The 20,395-nt window shown below is 65.9% G+C and carries 19 protein-coding genes; 11 read left to right on the top strand and 8 right to left on the bottom strand.

Annotation, left to right across the window (positions count from 1 at the left end; translation table 11 throughout):
* Nucleotides 1-74: 74 nt before the first annotated feature.
* Genes RS897_RS21840 through RS897_RS21825 form a run of 4 tightly spaced genes read left to right on the top strand, consistent with a single transcriptional unit; the run spans nucleotide 75 to nucleotide 4,393 of the window.
* The gene (locus RS897_RS21840) at nucleotides 75-2,300 is read left to right on the top strand and encodes a xanthine dehydrogenase family protein molybdopterin-binding subunit (protein ID WP_315830804.1); all 2,226 of its coding nucleotides are present in this window, start codon (nucleotides 75-77) and stop codon (nucleotides 2,298-2,300) included.
* A gap of 7 nt (nucleotides 2,301-2,307) precedes the next feature.
* Nucleotides 2,308-2,760, top strand: coding sequence for a (2Fe-2S)-binding protein (locus RS897_RS21835; protein WP_315830803.1), 453 nt, complete (start codon nucleotides 2,308-2,310; stop codon nucleotides 2,758-2,760).
* A complete protein-coding gene (locus RS897_RS21830) occupies nucleotides 2,760-3,350 on the top strand; it encodes a hypothetical protein (RefSeq protein ID WP_315830802.1) in 591 nt (196 codons plus the stop codon). The genes RS897_RS21835 and RS897_RS21830 overlap by 1 nt, the downstream gene beginning before the upstream one ends.
* A 38-nt stretch (nucleotides 3,351-3,388) precedes the next feature.
* Nucleotides 3,389-4,393 (top strand): MBL fold metallo-hydrolase, encoded by a 1,005-nt coding sequence (locus RS897_RS21825; RefSeq protein ID WP_315830801.1) that lies wholly within the window; start codon nucleotides 3,389-3,391, stop codon nucleotides 4,391-4,393.
* Nucleotides 4,394-4,399: 6 nt separating this feature from the next.
* On the opposite strand, the gene RS897_RS21820 is transcribed toward RS897_RS21825, so the two are convergent.
* The 7 genes from RS897_RS21820 to RS897_RS21790 form a co-directional block, all read right to left on the bottom strand.
* Nucleotides 4,400-5,737, bottom strand: a complete 1,338-nt coding sequence (locus RS897_RS21820) for an MmgE/PrpD family protein (protein ID WP_315830800.1) — start codon at nucleotides 5,735-5,737, stop codon at nucleotides 4,400-4,402.
* Nucleotides 5,738-5,929: 192 nt separating this feature from the next.
* The gene (locus RS897_RS21815) at nucleotides 5,930-6,646 is read right to left on the bottom strand and encodes an ABC transporter ATP-binding protein (RefSeq protein WP_315830799.1); all 717 of its coding nucleotides are present in this window, start codon (nucleotides 6,644-6,646) and stop codon (nucleotides 5,930-5,932) included.
* A complete protein-coding gene (locus RS897_RS21810) occupies nucleotides 6,643-7,398 on the bottom strand; it encodes an ABC transporter ATP-binding protein (protein WP_315830798.1) in 756 nt (251 codons plus the stop codon). Before RS897_RS21810 ends, RS897_RS21815 begins: the two co-directional genes overlap by 4 nt.
* A 3-nt stretch (nucleotides 7,399-7,401) precedes the next feature.
* The gene (locus RS897_RS21805) at nucleotides 7,402-8,208 is read right to left on the bottom strand and encodes an SDR family NAD(P)-dependent oxidoreductase (RefSeq protein WP_315830797.1); all 807 of its coding nucleotides are present in this window, start codon (nucleotides 8,206-8,208) and stop codon (nucleotides 7,402-7,404) included.
* The gene (locus tag RS897_RS21800; RefSeq protein WP_315830796.1) at nucleotides 8,205-9,239 is read right to left on the bottom strand and encodes a branched-chain amino acid ABC transporter permease; all 1,035 of its coding nucleotides are present in this window, start codon (nucleotides 9,237-9,239) and stop codon (nucleotides 8,205-8,207) included. The genes RS897_RS21805 and RS897_RS21800 overlap by 4 nt, the downstream gene beginning before the upstream one ends.
* Nucleotides 9,236-10,138, bottom strand: a complete 903-nt coding sequence (locus tag RS897_RS21795; RefSeq protein ID WP_315830795.1) for a branched-chain amino acid ABC transporter permease — start codon at nucleotides 10,136-10,138, stop codon at nucleotides 9,236-9,238. Before RS897_RS21795 ends, RS897_RS21800 begins: the two co-directional genes overlap by 4 nt.
* A 256-nt stretch (nucleotides 10,139-10,394) precedes the next feature.
* Nucleotides 10,395-11,666 carry an ABC transporter substrate-binding protein gene (locus tag RS897_RS21790; protein ID WP_315830794.1) on the bottom strand — a complete coding sequence of 424 codons (1,272 nt, stop codon included), beginning with the start codon at nucleotides 11,664-11,666 and terminating at the stop codon, nucleotides 10,395-10,397.
* A gap of 156 nt (nucleotides 11,667-11,822) precedes the next feature.
* On the opposite strand from RS897_RS21790, the gene RS897_RS21785 reads away from it, so the two are divergent.
* The 6 genes from RS897_RS21785 to RS897_RS21760 all read left to right on the top strand — a co-directional run bounded on the left by RS897_RS21785 (nucleotide 11,823) and on the right by RS897_RS21760 (nucleotide 17,644).
* A complete protein-coding gene (locus tag RS897_RS21785; RefSeq protein WP_315830793.1) occupies nucleotides 11,823-13,328 on the top strand; it encodes an AMP-binding protein in 1,506 nt (501 codons plus the stop codon).
* Nucleotides 13,325-13,978, top strand: coding sequence for a TetR/AcrR family transcriptional regulator (locus RS897_RS21780; RefSeq protein WP_315830792.1), 654 nt, complete (start codon nucleotides 13,325-13,327; stop codon nucleotides 13,976-13,978). Before RS897_RS21785 ends, RS897_RS21780 begins: the two co-directional genes overlap by 4 nt.
* The gene (locus RS897_RS21775; RefSeq protein ID WP_315830791.1) at nucleotides 13,975-14,757 is read left to right on the top strand and encodes an SDR family NAD(P)-dependent oxidoreductase; all 783 of its coding nucleotides are present in this window, start codon (nucleotides 13,975-13,977) and stop codon (nucleotides 14,755-14,757) included. The genes RS897_RS21780 and RS897_RS21775 overlap by 4 nt, the downstream gene beginning before the upstream one ends.
* A 212-nt stretch (nucleotides 14,758-14,969) precedes the next feature.
* Entirely contained in the window at nucleotides 14,970-16,886 is a 1,917-nt protein-coding gene (locus RS897_RS21770) for a flavin-containing monooxygenase (RefSeq protein ID WP_315830790.1), read from the top strand.
* An 84-nt stretch (nucleotides 16,887-16,970) separates the two neighbouring features.
* Nucleotides 16,971-17,225, top strand: a complete 255-nt coding sequence (locus RS897_RS21765; protein WP_257177968.1) for a FitA-like ribbon-helix-helix domain-containing protein — start codon at nucleotides 16,971-16,973, stop codon at nucleotides 17,223-17,225.
* Complete coding sequence (locus tag RS897_RS21760) at nucleotides 17,222-17,644, top strand: type II toxin-antitoxin system VapC family toxin (RefSeq protein ID WP_315830789.1); 423 nt, start codon at nucleotides 17,222-17,224, stop codon at nucleotides 17,642-17,644. Before RS897_RS21765 ends, RS897_RS21760 begins: the two co-directional genes overlap by 4 nt.
* Nucleotides 17,645-17,665: 21 nt before the next feature.
* Here the strand turns inward: RS897_RS21760 and RS897_RS21755 are convergent, their stop codons facing one another.
* Nucleotides 17,666-18,874, bottom strand: coding sequence for an adenylate/guanylate cyclase domain-containing protein (locus RS897_RS21755; protein ID WP_315830788.1), 1,209 nt, complete (start codon nucleotides 18,872-18,874; stop codon nucleotides 17,666-17,668).
* Nucleotides 18,875-19,050: 176 nt separating this feature from the next.
* On the opposite strand from RS897_RS21755, the gene RS897_RS21750 reads away from it, so the two are divergent.
* Nucleotides 19,051-20,337 (top strand): arsenic transporter, encoded by a 1,287-nt coding sequence (locus RS897_RS21750; protein WP_315830787.1) that lies wholly within the window; start codon nucleotides 19,051-19,053, stop codon nucleotides 20,335-20,337.
* Nucleotides 20,338-20,395 lie beyond the last annotated feature (58 nt).

Below are 20,395 nucleotides of genomic sequence, written 5' to 3'. Positions count from 1 at the left end.
TACCCCGGACGCGACACTTTGTCGGCCACGGCATGCGCTCCCGCCGGCGGCGCCCCTTGAGCCTGACGGTCCCCATGAAAGTCGCCGCCGAAGACGACTCCAGCCCCTCATCGCACCAGCATCCCTCGCGCCGACAAGTGCTCGCCGCCGGGGCCGGCGCCGCGGCGCTGCTGCACGGGCGCACGCTGGCGCAGGCGCAACCCGCAGCCGCCCAGCCACCGACCCGCGCCGCCGTCGACGCCTGGCTGCGCATCACGCCTGACGACACAGTGACCATCATGCTGGCGCAATCGGAGATGGGCCAGGGCATCGCCACGACGCTGCCGATGGTGCTCGCCGACGAACTCGGCGCCGACTGGCCACGCGTCAAGCTCGAATGGAGCGATTTCGATCCGGCCTATCGCCATCCGCAATATCAATGGATGTTCACCGGCAACAGCGAGTCGATTTCGACCTTCTTTCCGATGATGCGCACGATCGGCGCCGCGGCCCGCATCCTGCTGGTCGAAGCCGCAGCAGTCAGGCTTGGCGTCGCGCCCGACAGCCTGCGTGTCGAGGCCGGCCGCATTTTTCACGACACGACAAAACGCAAGCTGTCATTTGGCGCCGTCGCAACTGAGGCGGCCAAACGCGACGTGCCGAAGGCCCCTCAGCTCAAACCCGACAGCGCCTTGCAGCTGATCGGCAAGTCGCAGCCGCGGATCGATATCCCGTCGAAGGTCGACGGCTCCGCCGTGTTCGGCATCGATGTCAAGCTGCCGGGCATGCTGGTGGCCGCCATTCGTCGCGCCCCCTCGCCGGGGGCAACGCTGAAGCCGTTCGACAGGGACGCCCTCAAGGCGCGACCGGGCGTGCGGGCGGTGGTCGAGATTCCGTCCGGCCTTGCGGTGGTGGCGCAGGATTACTGGACCGCGAAACGCGCGCTCGACCAGACCGAGCTTATCTTTGCGCCCGGCCCGCTGGCCGACTATTCCACCGAAGCGCAGCGTGCGGATCATGCCACGCGGCTTAAGACAGCGGCCTTCGACGTCACCGCCAAGGTCGGCGACAGCGAGGCAGCCCTCGCGGCAGCCGGCAAGACTTATCACGCCACCTTCGAGATTCCGGCCCAGGCCCACGCCACCATGGAGCCGATGAACTGCACGGCGCATGTGACTCCAGAGCGCTGCGAGCTGTGGTGCCCGACCCAGGGGGTCGAGATGGCCCACGCCGTCGCCAAACGCCTCACCGGGTTGCCTGACGAGCGCGTCATCCTCCATCGCACCCTGCTCGGCGGCGGCTTCGGCCGGCGGCTGCTCGCGGATTTCATGCAGATTGCGATCGTTGTCGCGAAAGCCGTTGGCCAGCCGGTGAAGGTGATCTGGAGCCGCGAGGAGGATTTCCGTTACGACGCCTATCGCCCGCCGATGACCCATGCGGTGACGGCGGCGCTGGGCACCGACGGCCTGCCCGTCGCCATGACCCACCGCGTGGTGTCGCCCTCGCACATGCTCTACATCTTTCCGCGCGGCGTGCTGCAGGCGGACGGCGACTGGACCCGCCCGATCGCGCCGCCGCAGGCCTATGACGAGATGTCGGTGGAGGGCGTGGCCGCGCCGCCCTACGCCATCGCCAACACGCGCGTGGAGCAGCACCGGGTGGAGACGCCGCTGGCGGTCTCGGTCTGGCGCACCACCGGCCACGGGCCGAACAATTTCGTGCTGGAAAGCGTCATCGACGATCTGGCGCATGCCGCCGGGCGCGATCCGCTGGCCTATCGGCTCACGCTGGCCGCGAGCGATCTCCGCGCCGTCGCTGTTCTGAAGAGCGTCGCCACCCAGAGCGGCTGGGGCGGCACCGTGCCGGCCGGACGCACCCGGGGGCTGGCGCTGGCCAAGGCGTTCGGCGGCTATATCGCCCAGGTAGTGGAGCTGTCCGTCGCGACCGGCGACGGCAAAACCAAGGCGGTCAAATGCCACCAGGTGTGGAGCGCGGTCGATATCGGGCGTGTGCTCGATCCAGGGATTGCGACCTCCAACATCGAAGGCGGCGTGGTGTGGGGCCTGTCCGGGCTACGCACGGAAGTGACGTTCAGCGGCGGCGAGGTGCAGGAAACCAATTTCGATGGGTTCGATCCGCTGCATCTGTGGGAGACGCCGACGATGACCACGCGCTTCATCGACAGCGAGGCAAAGCCGACAGGCGTCGGCGAGCTGGGGCCGGTGCCGATCCACGCCGCCGTCTGCAATGCGATCTTTGCCGCCACCGGCGAACGCATCCGCGCGCTGCCGCTGTTGCGTAGCGGTTATCAGCTGACATGAGGGTGGGATGACGCAATTTTCAGTGAACGGCCAAGCCGTCACCGTCGATGCCGATGCGGACATGCCGCTGCTGTGGGCGCTGCGCGATCGCTTGGGCATGACCGGCACCAAGTTCGGCTGCGGCATCGCGGCGTGCGGCGCCTGCACCGTGCATGTGGATGGCGATCCCGTGCGGTCCTGCTCGTTTCCGCTCGGCGCGGCTGCGGGCAAGCATGTGCAGACCATCGAAGGCCTGTCGCCGGACCGCTCGCATCCGCTGCAGCAGGCCTGGATCGCCGAGCAGGTGCCGCAGTGCGGCTATTGCCAGTCCGGCATGATCATGGCGGCGGCGGCGCTGCTGAAGGCCAGGCCGCATCCGACCGATGCGGAGATCGACGCCGCCATCACCAATCTCTGCCGTTGCGGCACTTATGCGCGGATCCGCTCGGCGATCCATCGCGCGGCGCGAGGCAAGGCGTGATGCGCAGAGCCAGCATGATCGGCATGGCTGTGGCCGCGAGCGCGGTGACGGCCGCGGCGCTCGCTTTGTTGGCGCCCCAGCCATCGCTGTCGCAGACCGGCCGCGCAGCCGATGCGGCCACCGCCTTCGACCGGGTCGCCAGCGTGATGCTGAGCCCGCGCTGCCACAACTGCCATACCTCGACGAACTTTCCGCGCCAGGGCGACGACCGGCATCCGCATCTCTTTCACGTCACCCGCGGCGAAGACCACGGCGCGCCGGGCCTGCCCTGCTCCGCCTGTCACGGCCGGACCAACAATGCGGCCAGCGGGGTGCCCGGTGCCGATGAAGCGTGGCGACTGGCGCCGCGCGCCATGGGCTGGGACGGCCTGTCCATTGCAGCGCTCTGCCGCCAGTTGAAGGATCCGCAGCACAATGGCGGCCGCAGCGGCGACCAGATCATCGCTCACCTGAAGACCCACCTCGTGATGTGGGCCTGGTCGCCGGGCACCGATCACAGGGGACGTCCACGCACGCCACCGCCGGTGCCCTATGACGACTTCATGCGGGCAGCGGAAACCTGGGTCCATACCGGCGCGCCCTGCCCGTAAGCCCACCGCCGTCTCACGACCTTTCGACGAGTCCTGCCATGCGCATGCAACGACGCCAGTTTCTTCGCTACGCCGCCGGTGCAATTGGCGCGGCGATGATGTGCGACGGCGGCCAACACGGCGCGTTCGCCGCGGCGGGGGCCGACTCTACCATCGATCCCGCCAAGGGATATGCCGTGCAACCGATCGGGGACGATCTCTACTGGATCACCGACGGCGCCTACAGCACCATGTTTCTGGTCACGGCCGCCGGCGTGATCGCCTGCGATGCGCCGCCGACACTTGGCGCCAACTATCTCAAGGCGATCGCGGAGGTCACCGACAGACCGGTGACCCACCTGATCTACAGCCATGAGCATGTCGACCACATCGCGGGTGCGCATCTGTTTCCGAAAGGCATCACCATCATCGGCCATCGCCGCACCGCCGAGCTTTTGGTATCGCGCAACGATGCGCGCCGGCCACCGCTGTCCGTGACGTTCGAGGACAGCTATACGCTGGACCATGGCGGCCAGCGCCTCGACCTCGCGTACAAGGGCGCCAACCATTCGGTGGACAGCATCTTCATCTTCGCGCCGCGCCAGAAGGCGTTGATGGCGGTGGACATCGTCTATCCCGGATGGATGCCCTACAAGAATCTCGGCGTCGCCGTCGATATCCCGGGCTTCGTCGCCGCCCATCGCCAGATCCTGGCCTACGATTTCGAAACGCTGGTGGCCGGCCACGTCAGCCGTCCCGGTCGCCGCGCCGACGTCACCACGCAGGTTGAGCTCCTGAAGGATCTGGCCGACGCCGCCGGACGCGCCTACGCCGCGCTGCCGTTTCCGGCCTTCCTGACGCAGCATCCGCCCGGCCGCGACGGCAAGAGCGCCTGGGACCTGCACCAGGATTACGAGCAGGTCCTGGTGTCGCGGATGGCCGACGAACTGCGCCCACGCTGGCGCGATCGCCTTGCGGGGACCGAGACCTATCTGCGCGACAATTGCTGGGCGATGCTCGAGACGTTCGTGGTGCAGGGCAAGCCGGACTTTTCAGGACTGTAGCAACCGTTACGCCGCAATAGAAAACGCACCGATCGCATCCGCGATGCCGCCCGCCGGCAGCCGCTCCGCAAAGCCCTCGATGCGATCGAACGCCGCCGGTGACACGTGCTGTTCCCGACCGATCCGGCGCAGCATGTCCGACACCGCGGAGCGGCCATAGGCATAGTCGGCCGGCGTCATGCGCTGCTCCTGAATCAGCGTGCCCTCTTCCGTATCGGCCTCGATCACCGCCGATAGCGTCGGCACCGCGGCATCGCTGACCAGGGTGGTGCGGCCGATCAGCGCCGCGACGGCGGGATCGTCATAGGTCGTCATCCGCGCCATGTCCGGTGCGCCATGTACCAAGGTGGTGGCGATGCAGAAGGGAATGCTCATCAGGGTGCCGGAGATCGAATTGAAGGGGCCGACCGCATCCATGCCGGCATAACCGGTCTCATACGGATTCATGCGCACCCGGACCGCTTTGGGCACGTGGGCGCCGAGAATTTCGCGCAGCTTGAGCGCACCGGTCACCGGGGTCTGGTTGAAGGCGCACACCGGGAACGGCTTGAAGGTGACACGCAGCGTCGCCCAGTCGCGGCCGAGGGTTTTGGCGAGATCCGGCGGCGCCGCCACGCCGGCGAACGCCTTGATGAAACCGGCCTTGCCTTCCAGCGCCAGCGGCGCCGACACCGAGCCGGCCTTGGCCAGCGCCGCGGCGGCGAGCCCGTTGCGCGCCACCAGGCCCGGCTGATAACGCCACTCGTCGGTGCCGTCGGCGAACGACTGCAGCACTCCGCCGGTGAACGACACGGCGTTCGCGAGCGCCGACGCGGTGGTCGCCGCATCGAGTGCCATCAGGCGTGAGGCGGCAGCAGCCGCGGCGATCACGCCGAAAGTGGCGGTGGAGCGAAAGCTGTTCGGCGTGGTCTGGCCGGCAAAGGCGTTTTCCAAAAGGCCACCGGCTTCGTATCCCGCGACCAGAGCCGGGATCAGCCGCTCCAGCGGATACCCATGCACCTCGATCATCGCGGTGAGCATCGGGATCAGCACGGTGCCGAAATGCGCCGCACCGCAAGTATCTTCCTGGGCGCGGCCATGGAACAGCGCCGCATTGGCAAGACACGCACCGCCGATGGTGGTGCGCCGCCCATCGCCCAGCAGTGTCGCGCCGCCGCGCAGTTCGCCGTCGATGGCCAGCACCGCCTCGCGCGCGACCTTGGCGTAAGGCGTGTCCTGGCCGTTCAGCGCCATGCCGAAGGCGTTGAGGATGCAGGTGCGGGCTTTTTCGGTGACCTCGGGTGGCAGGGAGTCCGGGGAGAGCGCGGAGGTGAAGGTTGCGATCTGATGGGTCAGGGTGGACATCTGTTCATTCTCACTCACGAAAATAACAAAAGGACAGTCGAATGAGCTAACCCCGTCGTCCTGAGGTGGCCGTGCGCAGCACGGCCTTCGAAGGGCGCACGGCCCGCGTTGAGAGGCTGCGGCCGTCCATCCTTCGAGGCTCGCCTTCGGCTCGCACCTCAGGATGACGGTGAACATGTTCCCGCCGCAGCTCTACAACGCCAGATACCTTTGCCGCACCGTCTCGTTTGCCTTCAGCTCCTCGATGCCGGCGCTGTAGACGATCTGGCCCTTGTCGATCACGGTGGCGCGGCTGGCGAGTCCCAGGCAGAAATGCATGTTCTGTTCGGCGATCAGGATGGTGGCGCCGGTTGAGCGCAACTGGCGCAGCAGCTCACCGATGCGCTGCACGATGATCGGCGCAAGGCCTTCGCTGGGTTCATCCAGCAGCAGCAGCACCGGATTGCCCATCAGGGTGCGGGCGATCGCCAGCATCTGCTGCTCACCGCCGGACAGGCGCCCGGCGATGCGATGGCGCAGCGGCTCCAGCAGCGGAAACACGTCATAGATCCGCCGCAGCGGCCAGTCGTCCTGGCCCTCCGGGCCCGTCTTGCGGCCGATGATGAGATTGTCCTCGACGCTGTGCTCGGGAAAGATCTGGCGGTCTTCCGGCACAAAGCCGAGGCCCGCGCGCGCGATGTGATGCGGCTTCAGGCCGGACACGAGCTGCCCGCGCAATGTCACCCGTCCCCGCCGCGCCGGGGCGAGCCCCGCGATCGCCTTCATGGTGGTGGACTTGCCGGCGCCGTTGCGGCCGAGCAGCGCCATGGTGTCGCCGAGCCGCACGTCGAGGCCGACACCGAACAGGATCTGGCTGGTGCCATAATAGACGTCGAGGTCCTCGACCTGAACGACAGGCGACGCGCTCATGCCGCCCCCGCATGCTGTTCTGTGCCCAGATACGCCTCGATCACGGCGGGATTGCTGCGGATGGCATCAGGCGTGCCGGTGGCCAGGATGCGGCCGTAACACAGCACCACGATGGCCGGCGCGATCTTGAACACGATGTCCATGTCGTGCTCGATGAACACCACCGTGATCTTCTCGCGCTCCCACAGTTCGCGCACCTTGTCGATCATGCGCCAGCGCTCTTCGGTGCCCATGCCGGCGGTCGGCTCGTCCAGCAGCAGCACCTTGGGATCGAGCACCAGCGCGAGCGCAATATCCAGCAGCTTCTGGTCGCCGTGGGACAGTGTCGCCGCGGTGCGATGGCGCTTGTCGATCAGGCCCAGCATCTCCATGGCGTGATCGGCGCGATCGCGGGTCTCGGCCAGCGGAAAGCGCCGAAACATCACCGCGGCACGGCCCTGGTCGGCGCCGACCGCGGCCCGCATGGTCTCGTCCACCGTGAGCGAGCGAAAGATGCTGGCCACTTGAAAGGCGCGGCCGATGCCGGCGCGCACGATCTCCGGCGGCGAACGCCCCGCGAGATCGACATCGTCGAGCAGGATGCGGCCGCTGTCCGGCTTCAGGGCGCCGGTGATCAGGTTGAAGAACGTGCTCTTGCCGGCGCCGTTCGGCCCGATCACCGCGGTGAGCGAACCGGTCGCAAAATCATAGGACACGTCGTCGCTGGCCTTGAGCCCGCCGAATGCCTTGTTGAGGTGCTGGACGCTAAGCATGAGCTAACCCGTCGCCTCCCTCAGGCCGCCATAGGTGCTCCACGAGGTGCCCGCGAGCCAGCCGCAATCGACCGGAACATTGGCGCCGGTCATGGCGGAGGCGGCGTCCGACGCGAGGAATGCAACCACGCGGGCGATCTCGTCGGGCGTGACCAGGCGGCGCAGCGCGGCGTTGACGATGAGGTGTGCGGTGTCGCGCTCGCCGCGATCGATCGCCTCCTGCAGGGCGGGCGTCAGCGTAAATCCCGGCGACACCGCGTTGACCCGCACGCCCGAAGGCCCCCACTCTGAGGCCAGGCATTCGGTCATGGCGATGACGGCCGCCTTCGCCGGCGCATAGGCATGCAGCGGCATCGAGCGCATGCCGGCGATGGAAGCGATGTTGACAATGCTGCCGCGGCGGCGCGCGATCATGGCGCGCGCGAACGCCACCGACGCCACATAGGTGCCGCGCTGGTCGACCTTGACCACGTCATCCCATATCGCCATCGGCAGATCGTGCGGCCGCTGCGGCACTTGCAGAATGCCGGCGCTGTTGACCAGCACATCGACAGGGCCGCATTCGCGCTCGATGGTGGCAGCGCAAGCCTCAAGCGCGGCGGCATCGCCGACGTCACCGGCATAGGCGCGGCCGCCGACCTTTTTGGCAACCGCCCTCGCCTTGTCGAGGTCGCGATCCAGCACCACCACCATGGTGCTGGTGGTGGCCGCAAGCTGGCGCACGCAGGCTTCGCCAATGCCGCTGGCGCCGCCGGTGACGACGCTGACGCGCCCGCTTGATGCCACCCCTGTGGTTTCCATGATGGTCATGTCGTTGGCCCTTTTTTGTTGTCGCGGCGCGCCGCGATCCATTCGACGACAAAATCCATCAGGCCCTTACGGAGTCCGATGGCGAAAAACAGGATGACGATGCCGAGCACCAGGCCATAGTGCTCGGTCAGCCGGGTGACGGTGTCGTTGAGCAGCAGCAAGACAACAGTGCCGACCATCGGCCCCAGGAAGGTGGTGACACCGCCCAGCATGTTGATGAAGATGCCCTCGCCCGAAATCGTCCAGTAGGCGAATTCCGGATAGGCGCCTGATACAAACAGCGCCATCACGATGCCGCCGAGGCTTGCAAACAGCGCCGCCAGCACGAAGATGGTGAGCCGGGCGCGCCAGACATCGATGCCGATGAAACTGGCGCGGGTGGCGTTGTCGCGGATCATGCGCAGCGTATAGCCGAACGGCGATTGCGCGATCTGGCGCATCAGCAACAGGCCGAGCACCAGCAGCGCGCAACTCAGCATGTAGAGATGGGTGTGATTGGCGAGATCGATGCCGAGGAAAGTGGGGCGCGGGATGCCGCCGCGCAGGCCCTGGTCGCCGCCGGTCAGCGGCACCCAGGACAGGATCAGGCTGTGGATCAGCATCTGGAAGGCGAGCGTGACAAAGGCGAAATAGATTTCTTTCAGGCGCACGCAGATGGCGCCGATCCCGGCGGCAACCACCGCCGTGAGCAGCAGGGTGCAGAGCATCGCCAGCGGGATCGGCATGCCGGTGCGCTGCATGATCAGGCCGAAGCCGTAGGCGCCCAGCCCAAAGAACATGCCATGGCCGAACGAGATCATGCCGGTGTAGCCGACCAGCAGATTGAGCGAGGTGGCGAACAGGCCGAAGGCCGCGCAGCGGATCACGAAGTCGAGCAGATACTTGCTGCTGGTGAGCTGCGGCAGCGTCGCCAGCACAGCGAACACGACGAGGGCGATCACCCAATCGGTCGATCGCCGCGGCCGCGACGGCGCAGCCGCGCGCGTTTCGCTGACGACATCGGTGGTGCTGTCGGCGCGCAACTCGGTCATGCCACATCCCTGCCGAACAGGCCGGTCGGCCGGACCACCAGCACGATCACCATGAACAGGTACATCAGGCCGTCGGTGAACAGCGGAAAGCCGAGGGAGCCGAAGGCGCGGATCAAACCGATCAGGAGCGCGCCGATCAGCGCGCCCAGGATCGAGCCCATGCCGCCGATCACGGTGACGATGAAGGACTCGATCAGCACCGAGAAGCCCATGCCCGGGGTCAGCGAGCGCACCGGCGCCGCCAGCGCGCCCGCAAGCCCAGCCAGCAAGCCGCCGAGCGCGAACACGCCGCCATAGATCAAGCCGGTGTTGATGCCGAGCGAGGACACCATGGCCGGATTATGCGCCGCGGCGCGGATCACCTTGCCGAGCCGCGTGCGCGCCAGGCCGAGGCCGAGGATGGCCGCGACGGCCAGCGCAACCGCGATCAGCAGCAGGTAGAACGGCGGCACCACGCCGCCGCCGATGAACAGCGGCGGCACCTGGAAGGCCGTGGGCATGCCCATGGACTTGAATTCAGGGCCCCAGATGATGCGCACGCTGTCGTCGAAGATCAGCACGAAGGCGTAGCAGACCAGAAGCTGCATCAGCACGTCGTTGCCATAGACCCGGCTCATGAACACGCGCTCGAACACCAGGCCGATGATGGCGGTGCCGAGCGAGCCGGCGAGCAGCGCCACGATGAAGCTGCCGCTGGCCTGATAGGCCGACATCGCGAAATACGCGCCGAACATATAGAACGCGCCGTGGCTGAAATTGACCACCTTGAGCACGCCAAAGATCAGCGTCAGGCCGACCGCGACCAGGAACAGCAGCATGCCGATGATGAAGCCCGACGTGGTCTGCGTCACGAGACACGCGGAGCTGGTCAGGCAGTTGAAGAGCGTGTCGAGGTCCAAGGGGTGTAATCCTAAAAGCGCAAGTCGCCTGCGCGACAGAACTGAAAACCGTCACCCTGAGGTGGCCGTGCACAGTACGGCCCTCGAAGGGCGACGGCCCGGGCCGTGCATCCTTCGAGGCTCGCTACGCTCGCACCTCAGGATGACGGATAACTGGAGTAGCCCGGATGAGCGAAGCGACATCCGGGGAACCACACATTGACTCACATCCCGGATATCGCTGCGCTCATCCGGGCTACAAGTCCGAGTTCATGTCTCACGCATACCCCTTGCTCTTCTTCCATTGCGCTTCCAGCTCGAAGATGGTCTTCCAGTCGCCCGGCTTCACCTCCGGCACGTACGGCTCCTGCGAGATCGTGGTGCCCCAGCCGATGGCGTAGCCGACCATGGTCTGGTCTTCGGCGCGCATGGTGACGGTGCCGTCGGCTCCGAATGGTGACTTGATGGTGAGGCCGCGCAGCGCGTCGGCGATCTTCTTGCCGTCGGTGGAGTTGGCCTTCCTGGCGGCTTCCGTCACCAGCGCCACGGCGGTGGCGTTCTGCCATGACCAGTTGGTGGGATATTCGTTGTACTTGGCGCGGTAGGCGTCGCCCCAGGCAGCGTTCTCCGCCGTCTTCGGATAGGTCTTGATGTAGCGGTTGCCGGAGTGGATGCCCTTGGGCAGGTTCTTCACGACCGTGAGTGCGGTGTAGTCCGCCATATTGACCGCGAACACCTCCATCTGGGTGAACATCGCATAGATGTTGGCCTGGTCGATGTACGAGGTGAGATCGCCGCCCCACAGGCACGAGTACAGCGCCTGCGGCTTGGCCTGCAGGATCTTGGTGACCACTTCGGTGTAGTCGGGCTGGAACAGTTTCGGCCAGGCTTCGCTGATGATCTCGACATCGGGGGCGAACTGCTTCAGGTAGGTGGTGAACTCGCCGGTGGTGTCGCGGCCGTAGGCGTAGTCAGGCGAACATGTCGCCCACTTCTTCAGGTCCTTGGCCTTGGAAATTTCGGCTGCATAACGGCCGCCGACAATGGAGTCGTGCACGCCGACGCGGGCGCAGCGGAACGCATTGGGAATGCGCTGCTTGGGATCGGCGGTGAGCGACGACGTCTCCGAATTGGTGTGCAGGCAGAACACACCGAGATCGCGCGCCACCTCGTGCACCGCGAACGCGCCGGATGACGCCTCGCCGTCGATCAGCAGTTCGCAACCATCGGTATTGACCAGTTCGCGGGCGATGCGGGCGGCTTCCTGCGGCTGTCCTTTGGAATCGCGGATCACCATCTCGATGGTGCGGCCGGCGAGCCCGCCGGCGGCGTTGACCTTCTCCACCTCCATCAGCAGCGCATTGCGCGACGAGGTGCCGAGCTGCGCCACCCGTCCCGAGAGAATGGTCGGCATCCCGATCTTGATGGTCTTGGCCTGCGCACGCGCGACATGCGGCGCGGCGAGCGAAACAGCACTCGCTCCAAGACCTGCACCTAACAACGCCAGCGTCGAACGCCGGCTCACGCCGGTCTTGTCAGTGATCGTCATCGCGTCCTCCCAGCGGAGATCGTTCCGTCTCCGTTGAAATGGAGGATTTCAGAAATTGGGGGGTGACGTCAAGCGAAAGATGAATTACGAGTCATAATTCATATTTGGTGTTTGCAGGGTCGTTTCAACGTCGGTTATCCGCTTTTTGGGCGTCGCATGATCAATTTATCCAGCTTCATCGCATTTCACGCCCGGCAGACGCCGCAGCGCTGTGCGCTGAAATACCGTGGCGAGGATATTTCCTACGCCGCCTTCGAGACCCGCATCCGCACGGTCGGCGGCTGGCTGGTGTCACGCGGCATAAGGCACGACGACGTGGTCGCGGTGCTGATGAAAAACAGCGCGGCGTTTCTCGACATCGCTTTTGCGGTCAGCCACATCGGCGCGGTGTTCCTGCCGATCAACTTCCGCCTCTCCGCCGACGAGGTCGGCTATATCGTGGAGAATTCCGGCGCGAAGCTCTTGATCGTCGATGACGAGCTTGCGGGGAATGCTGCGGGACCCGCGCCGGCGGTGCGGGTGGATGACGCCACGCAGATGAACGCCACGCGGCTGGCCGCGCCCGGCACGCCGCCGGCGCCGATGCAGCGCCGCCAGCCCTCGGACCTGATGCGGCTGATGTACACGTCAGGGACCACCGATCGCCCCAAGGGCGTGATGCTGAGTTACGACAACATCTATTGGAAGTCCGCCGACCAGGTGCTGGTGCTGGGACTGAGCCGCGACACGCGGCTGCTGGTGACCGGACCACTGTATCATGTCGGCGCGCTCGACCTGCCCGGCATCGCCGTGCTCTGGCAGGGCGGATTATTGTCGATCCAGCGCACCTTCGATGCGGAGCAGGCGCTGGCCGCGATCGCAACCGATCAGCTCAACGCCGCATGGCTTGCGCCTGTCATGACCACGGCGATGCTCGCCTGCCCCGCGCGCGAGCGTTACGACGTCTCGAGTCTCAAATGGGCGATCGGCGGCGGCGAGCGCACGCCGGAAGCGCGCATCCGCAGCTTTTCGGACGTGTTCACCAACGCCCGCTACATCGATGCCTACGGCCTGACCGAGACTTGCGGCGGCGACACTTTCATGGAGGCGGGACGCGAGATCGAAAAAATCGGCTCCACTGGCCGCGCCATCGCCCATGTGGAGATCGAGATCCGCGACGACATGGGACGTGCGCTTCCATCAGGCGAAAGCGGCGAGATCTGCCTGCGCGGGCCGAAGATCACCAAAGGTTACTGGAAGGATCCGGAGAAGACAGCAGCGGCGTTTTTCGCCGACGACTGGTTTCGCAGCGGCGACATCGGTTATCTCGATGCCGACGGCTTTCTGTTCCTGACCGATCGCAAGAAGGACATCATCATCTCCGGCGGCGAGAACATCGCCTCCTCCGAGGTCGAGCGGGTGATCTACGAATTGCCTGCCGTGAGCGAGGTCGCCGTGATCGGCGTTGCCGATGCGCGCTGGGGCGAACGTCCGGTGGCGGTGGTGGCGCTCGTTGCCGGCGCAACGCTGGATCTCGCTGATATCACCGCGCACTGCCGGGGACGGCTCGCGGCTTTCAAGGTGCCGAAGCAATTGATCGTGCGCGACAGCCTGCCTCGCAATCCCTCCGGCAAGGTGCTCAAGCGTGTGCTGCGCGCCGAACTCGAAGGCCTCACGCCATGACTAAACCTCCCGTCGCGGCCAAGAAAGTGGTCAAGCTCAACCGCGCCCAGCGCAATGACGAGACCAAGCGCCGGCTGTTCGATGCCGCCACCAAGATGGTGGGACAACACGGCTATGCGGAGGCCTCCGTCGCCCGCATCACCGAGGCCGCGGGCGTGGCGCAAGGCACGTTCTACAATCATTTCGAGAACCGGCAGGAATTGCTGGACCAGTTGCTGCCCTCGATCGGGCTCGACATGGTCAGGTTCATCCGGGAACGCACGCCCACGGGCCATGCCGCGGTGCAGGAGATCATACGTTTCCAGGCGTTTTTCGACTTCCTGCACCACGTGCCGGAGTTTTTGCGCATTCTCAACGAGGCCGAATTCTTCGCGCCCGCCGGCTATCAGAAGCACCTCGACAATATCTCCACCGCCTATGTCCGCATCCTGCGGCGCGCCCGCAATGCCGACGAGGTCGCCGCCTACAGCGACGAGGAACTGGAAGCCATCGTGCACATGTTCATGGGCGCGCGCGGCTATCTCAGCCGCCGTTACTCCTACGCCGCCGGCGGCGTGACCAAGGTGCCGGAGCACGTCATCTCGGCCTATGACAAGCTGTTGACGCGGGGGTTGTTCAAGATGCCGGACACACAGGAGACGACCCCATGAGCCTGGATTCCGGCATCGTCCTGGTGACCGGCGGCAGCCGCGGCATTGGCGCTGCGACCGCGGCGCTGTTAGCGGAGCAAGGCGACCGCGTGGTGATCGTCGACATCGCTCCCGAAAAACCCGAGGGCCTCACAGCGACGCTGTGGCCCGAGCCATTCGATGTCGCCAGCGAAGACCGCGTCAGCAATGGCATTGCCGCGATCGAAGCGGCGCACGGGCCGATCACCGGTCTCGTCAATGCCGCCGGCGTGTTCGGCAAGATGCATCCGGTCGAGCGAATCCGCATGGACAACTGGGATCGCGAGCTCGACATCGACCTGCGCGGCACCTTCATGGTGGCGCGCGCGGTCGGCGTGCGCATGGCGCAGCGCAAACACGGCGCCATCGTCAATGTCGCGTCAGTCGCCGGCATGACCTCGGGGCCGATCCACGCCTATGCGGCGGCCAAGGCCGGCGTGATCCGCCTGACCCAGACCCTGGCCGGCTCCTGGGGCCGCTCGGGCGTGCGCGTCAATGCGGTGTCGCCGGGCTTCACCCGCACTGTGGCACTGGAAGCCGGCATCGCCTCGGGCGCGCTGAATGCAGACAATCTCACCCGCAGCACCGCCATGGGCCGGCTGGTCGAGCCGATTGAAGTGGCTCGCGCCATCGTCTGGCTGCTCGGGCCGCACAGCAGCGGCGTGACCGGGATCAACATTCCGGTCGATGCCGGCTTTCTCGCCGGCCTCGCATGGGATGCCTATGGCGGCCTGCCCGGACCAGAGACGGCGGCACCCTAGCGCATGATGAATTTGAACCAGATGCGTTGCGATGACGAACAGCGCGCCCCCTCTCCCCGCTTGCGGGGAGAGGGTCGGGGTGAGGGGCATTTAGAGAATTCTGACTCGCGGACGCGCCCCCTCACCCGCCGCGCAAGCGCGGCGACCTCTCCCCGCAAGCGGGGCGAGGTGAAGAAACCGATCGTATTTGAGATCAGCAGGGAATAACAGCGATGACGAACAGCACGGCGCGCAATGAAACACAGCTCGCAGCCGCGATTGCGGAAGCGGATATCCGCGTGCTGCTGATGGTGCTGGTGCACATGACCGGCGACCTCAACTGGCTGGAGCCGCCCTACACGCCCAAGCGCGATGTGCGGCTGATTCCCGATCCGCAGGCGGGGCTGTCCGACGAGGTGCAGGACCGCATAAAGGCCGCTGCATTCAAGATCCTGCGCGGCGAGACCCAGCCCGCGATCCACGATCCCGGCAACGACCTGATGCTGAAGATGATGTGCGTTACCCTGGGCGAGCAGGTGGCGCCGGAATACGCGCCACTGATCCGCGAGGAAATGGCGATGGTGGAACGCGCGGCGACCTGGAGCAGGCGCCCGCCCACGGCACAACTGCAAAGCCAGCACGCGCTGATTGTCGGCGCCGGGGTCTGCGGCATCGCGCTCGGCGTGGCGCTGGGCCGGCTCGGCATTCCCTACACCATCGTGGAGAAGACCGGCGAGCTCGGCGGCACCTGGTCGGTCAACCGCTATCCCGGCTGCGGCGTCGACACCCCCAATCATTCTTATTCGTACTCGTTCGGCACCCGCAACAGATGGAGCCGCTACTTCTCGCAGCGCGAGGAACTGCTGGCCTATCTGAAACGCGTGGCGGCGGAGCATGGCGTCGATGCCCACATCCGCCTCAACACCCGCCTGACCTCGTCGCGCTGGGACGAGGCTGCGCAGCGCTGGGTGTCGATACTGGAAACCGCTGATGGTTCGGAGGAATTTTCATCCTCGGTGCTGGTCAGCGCGATCGGCCAGCTCAACGATCCCTCGACACCGGATTTCAAGGGCGCCGCGGATTTCAAGGGCACCACGATCCATTCCGCGCGTTGGTCGAAAGACATCGCCATCGACGGCAAGCGCGTCGCCGTGATCGGCACCGGCGCCACCGCCATGCAACTCGTGCCGGCAATCGTCGATCGCACGGCCTCCGTCACGGTGTATCAGCGCTCGCCGCAGTGGTCGCGGCCGGTGGTCGGTTATTCCGATCGCATCAGCGACAGCTCGCAATGGCTGCTCGAGCACGTGCCGTTCTACGCCGAATGGTATCGCTTCAACATGTTCTGGCGTTATGGCGACGGCCTCTTGCCGATGCTGCGCAAGGATCCGGACTGGCCGCATCCGGAGCGCGCGGTCAATCGCGCCAATGACCGGCACCGGCGCGAGATGACCGAGTTCATTCACGCCGAACTTGCGGAACGCCCCGATCTGATCGCCAAATGCGTGCCGAGCTATCCGCCCTACGGCAAGCGCATCCTGCTGGACAATGGCTGGTTCCGCACTTTGACCAAGCCGAACATCGAACTGGTCGACACCGGCATCGACCACTTCACGCAGGACGGCATCGTCACCACCGACGGCACGTCGCGCCCCGCCGATGTCATCGTGATCTCCACCGGCTTCAAGGTCTCGGAGATGGCGGCGCGGCTCAACATCACGGGCCGCGGTGGCAAGACACTGGCGCAGGCCTGGGCCGACGACAACCCGACCGCCTATCTCGGCCTCACCGTGCCGGACTTTCCCAATCTGTTCTGCATGCTGGGGCCGAACTCCGGTCCCGCCCACGGCGGCAGCGTGATCTTCCAGGCCGAGTGCCAGTCGCGCTACATCACCGCCTGCCTGGTCGAGATGATGGAGCGCGGCATCTCGGCGATCGACGTGCGCCCCGAGGTGCACGACCAATATATCGAAACCGTCGACCGCGAACACGAGCAGCTGATCTGGACCCATCCCGGCATGACCACCTATTATCGCAACCGGCAGGGACGGGTGTTCTCGGCGATGCCCTGGCGGTTTGTCGACTACTGGGCGATGACGCATGATCCGGATTTGAGTCAGTACCGGCAGACGGAAGGTAGCAACTCGTAGGGCGAGCGGCGCAATCACTCTTGAAAAATGCTATCAACTACTCTAATTTGATAGCATCGCAGTCAGTCGCCGGAGGACGCCATCATGGCCGCTGTCACCATCCGCAACCTCTCTGAGGAGGCGCATCGCGCCCTGAAAGTCCGCGCGGCGCAGCACAATCGCAGCGCGGAAGCGGAAATGCGCGCCATTCTGGAGGCCGCCGTGCGTCCCGAGGGCCGGCTGCGGCTCGGCACCGCCCTTTCGGAGATGAGCCGGAAGATTGGCCTCACCAATGCCGACGTCGAGGCACTTGAACATGGCCGCGACGCGCGTGCCGCTGAGCCGATGCGCTTCGAATGATCCTGCTCGATACCAATGTGGTCTCCGAGGCGATAAAGCCTGAACCGCATCAATCGGTCCGTGACTGGCTCGACGCCCAAGCGGCCGAGACGCTGTTTCTCTCCAGCGTCACCATCGCCGAACTGTTCTTCGGCATCGGCGCGCTGCCGCGCGGCAAGCGTAAGGACAGGCTGACAGCTGCGCTCGACGGCGTGCTGGACCTGTTCACGGCCCGCATCCTGCCGTTCGATACCGCCGCGGCGCGGCGCTATGCCGAACTCGCCGTCAAGGCGCGCGCGGCCGGAAAAGGCTTCCCCACGCCAGATGGCTACATCGCTGCGATCGCCGCCGCGCATGGGTTCGCCGTGGCCTCGCGCGACACCAGTGCGTTCAAAGCTGCCGGTCTGACGATCATCGATCCCTGGACCGTGGCGAGTTGATAGGGTGTGGGGGCCTTGAGCCTACCCACATCCCTCCGCCGCCACATTCAGCGCAAACACCTCCTGCGGCTCATCAATGCCCTTCAGCGCATGCCGCCCCAGCGACGTAAGATCGTTCGCCGGAAACAGCGCCGCGATCGCCGACGACAGCACCACCGGGTGGCCCGTTACGGTGCACAGCTTCTCCAGCCGCGCGGCGTAATTGACCGCGGGGCCGATGATGGTGAAATCCAGACGGTCGCTGGCGCCGATGTTGCCGAACATGACTTCGCCGATATGCAGCGCCAGGCCGAAATCGACCGGATGGGTGCCGGCTTCGCTGCGATGGAGATTGAGCGCCGCGATGGCATGGCGTGCCGCGCCGGAGGCGCGAACCGCATGGGCCACGATCGCGGCGCGCGCTGAGGGATCTTCCACCGGGAAGATCGCCAGCATTCCGTCGCCCATGAACTTCAGGATTTCGCCGCCGGCTTCGGTCACCACCGCGCCCATGGCGCCGAAATAATCGTTGAGCAGCGCGATCACGGCATCGCGCGGCAGCCGGTCTGAGATGCCGGTGAAGCCGCGCAGATCGCAGAACCAGATCACCGCCTCGATGGTCTGCCCGGTGCCGCGCACGATCTCGCCGGCGAGAATCCGCCGCCCCGCCGCGCGGCCGACATAGGCATTGAGCAGATACTCGGCAGTGTCGCGCAGGGTGTGAACCTCGGTGATCCGTGCGAAAGCGAAATGCAGCTGATACAGCCGGCGCAGGTCGGCGTTGTCGAAGCCGCCGGGACGGTCCGACACCAGGCTCAGCGCATCGACCTGGCCGGTGGAAAACACCAGCGGCTGGGCGACATAATCGGTGCAGCCTTCGCGCTTGAGGTCGCGCAGCACCGGCGACGTCAGGTCCTCCAGCGCGATCTCTTCCAGGCGAAAGCGGATGGTCTTGCGCTCCTCGACCACAGGCGGCATCGGGCTGTTGCGATACTCCTCCTCGGTGTCCGGCCCGTGCGGCGCGGACCCCGCCACCGCCGTACTGCCTCGCCGCCAGATGTAGCTCTTGCCGGAGATTTCCGGATGCAGGGTGTTCTGGAAGTAGGCCATCCGGTACAGCGGGATGCCGGCGGCGACGATCTGCTCGGCCGACGCGGTGATGAAGGCCACCGTGTCGGTGATCAGATAGGCCTCGGTGACGAACCAGTGCGCCAAGGGATCGCTGTAGACATCGGGAATCGTGTCGCTCATCGAAGCAGCATAGCGCAATTCGAGAAGCTGTTGCCCTCCCCCATGTATTTTGCGCTCCCTCGCCTCGAACCTTTTTGCCCGACCGGCGTTGTCGGCCGCGGCTTGCGCGCAGCCGCCGAAATCTGGCACATCCAGTCCGCAAAAAGCGCTCGCGGTGGGGAGCGCTCAACGGACCGATGATGCCGACAATCGAACCTGTGAATTTCAGCACCTTGAATATCCTGACCTGGACCATCGCCGCCCTCGCCACTTTCGGCGTCATCATCCGCCCCTGGCGCCTGCCCGAATTCATCTGGGCGCTGGCCGGCGCCGTGCTGCTGGTGCTGCTGAACCTGCTGCCGTGGCGCGAGGCTCTGACCGCCGCCGGCAAGGGGCTCGACGTCTATTTCTTCCTGATCGGCATGATGCTGCTGGCGGAGGTCGCGCGCCAGGAAGGCCTGTTCGACTGGCTCGCGGCCTGGGCGGTGCGCCATGCCGACGGCTCGGCGAAACGGCTGTTCCTGATCGTCTATGGGGTCGGCACGCTGGTGACGGTGTTTCTCTCCAACGACGCCACCGCCGTGGTGCTCACGCCGGCAGTCTATGCCGCGACCCGGGCCGCGAAAGTCGAGCCGCTGCCGTATCTGCTGATCTGCGCATTCATCGCCAACGCGGCGAGTTTCGTGCTGCCGATTTCCAACCCGGCCAATCTCGTGGTGTTCGGCTCGCAGATGCCGCCGCTGCCGGTATGGCTGCGGGTGTTCGCGCTGCCGTCGGTGCTGGCCATCGTCGCGACCTATCTCGCTTTGCGCTGGACCCAACGCCACGCGCTGGATGCGCCGGTTGCGACGGTCCACGACATCGCGCCGCTGTCGTTCGGCGGCAAGCTGGCCGCACTCGGGATCGCAGCGACCGCCGTCATCCTGCTGGTCGCATCGGCGCTGGATCGCGAGCTGGGCCTGCCGACTTTCGTTGCCGGCGCCGTGGTGGCGATCCTGGTCGTGCTGATCGGAAAGCAATCGCCGCTGCCGATCCTCAGGGATATTTCCTGGTCGGTGCTGCCGCTGGTGGCCGGCCTGTTCATCCTGGTGGAGGCGCTGAACCGCACCGGCGTGCTGCCGGCGCTGGCCGCTCTCTTGAAGGACGCGGCATCCACCTCGCCGCAAGCGACCGCCGGGATCGTCGGCATCGTTGTCGCCATTGCGTCCAACCTGATCAACAATCTGCCGATGGGATTGATCGCCGCCACCACCGGCCAGGCCGCGCAGGTGCCGGCCCATGTCACCGGCGCGCTTTTGATCGGGGTCGATCTCGGTCCCAATCTGTCGGTCACCGGTTCGCTCGCCACCATTTTGTGGCTGATCGCACTGCGCCGCGAGAATGAGCACGTCTCGGCGCTGCAGTTCCTGCGGCTCGGCTGTATCGTGATGCCGCCGGCATTGCTGCTGGCGCTGGCCGCCCTGGTGGCGCTGTCACCGTCGTGACCGGCGTACCGCCACCGCAAGTTGAGAATTGCGACCGACGCTGTCTCAACTTGCACAA

Source organism: Bradyrhizobium prioriisuperbiae, assembly GCF_032397745.1.
Taxonomy (GTDB): domain Bacteria; phylum Pseudomonadota; class Alphaproteobacteria; order Rhizobiales; family Xanthobacteraceae; genus Bradyrhizobium_A; species Bradyrhizobium_A prioriisuperbiae.
The sequence above is the reverse complement of the archived record's forward strand: the minus strand, read 5'-3'. Positions and strand labels throughout refer to the sequence as shown.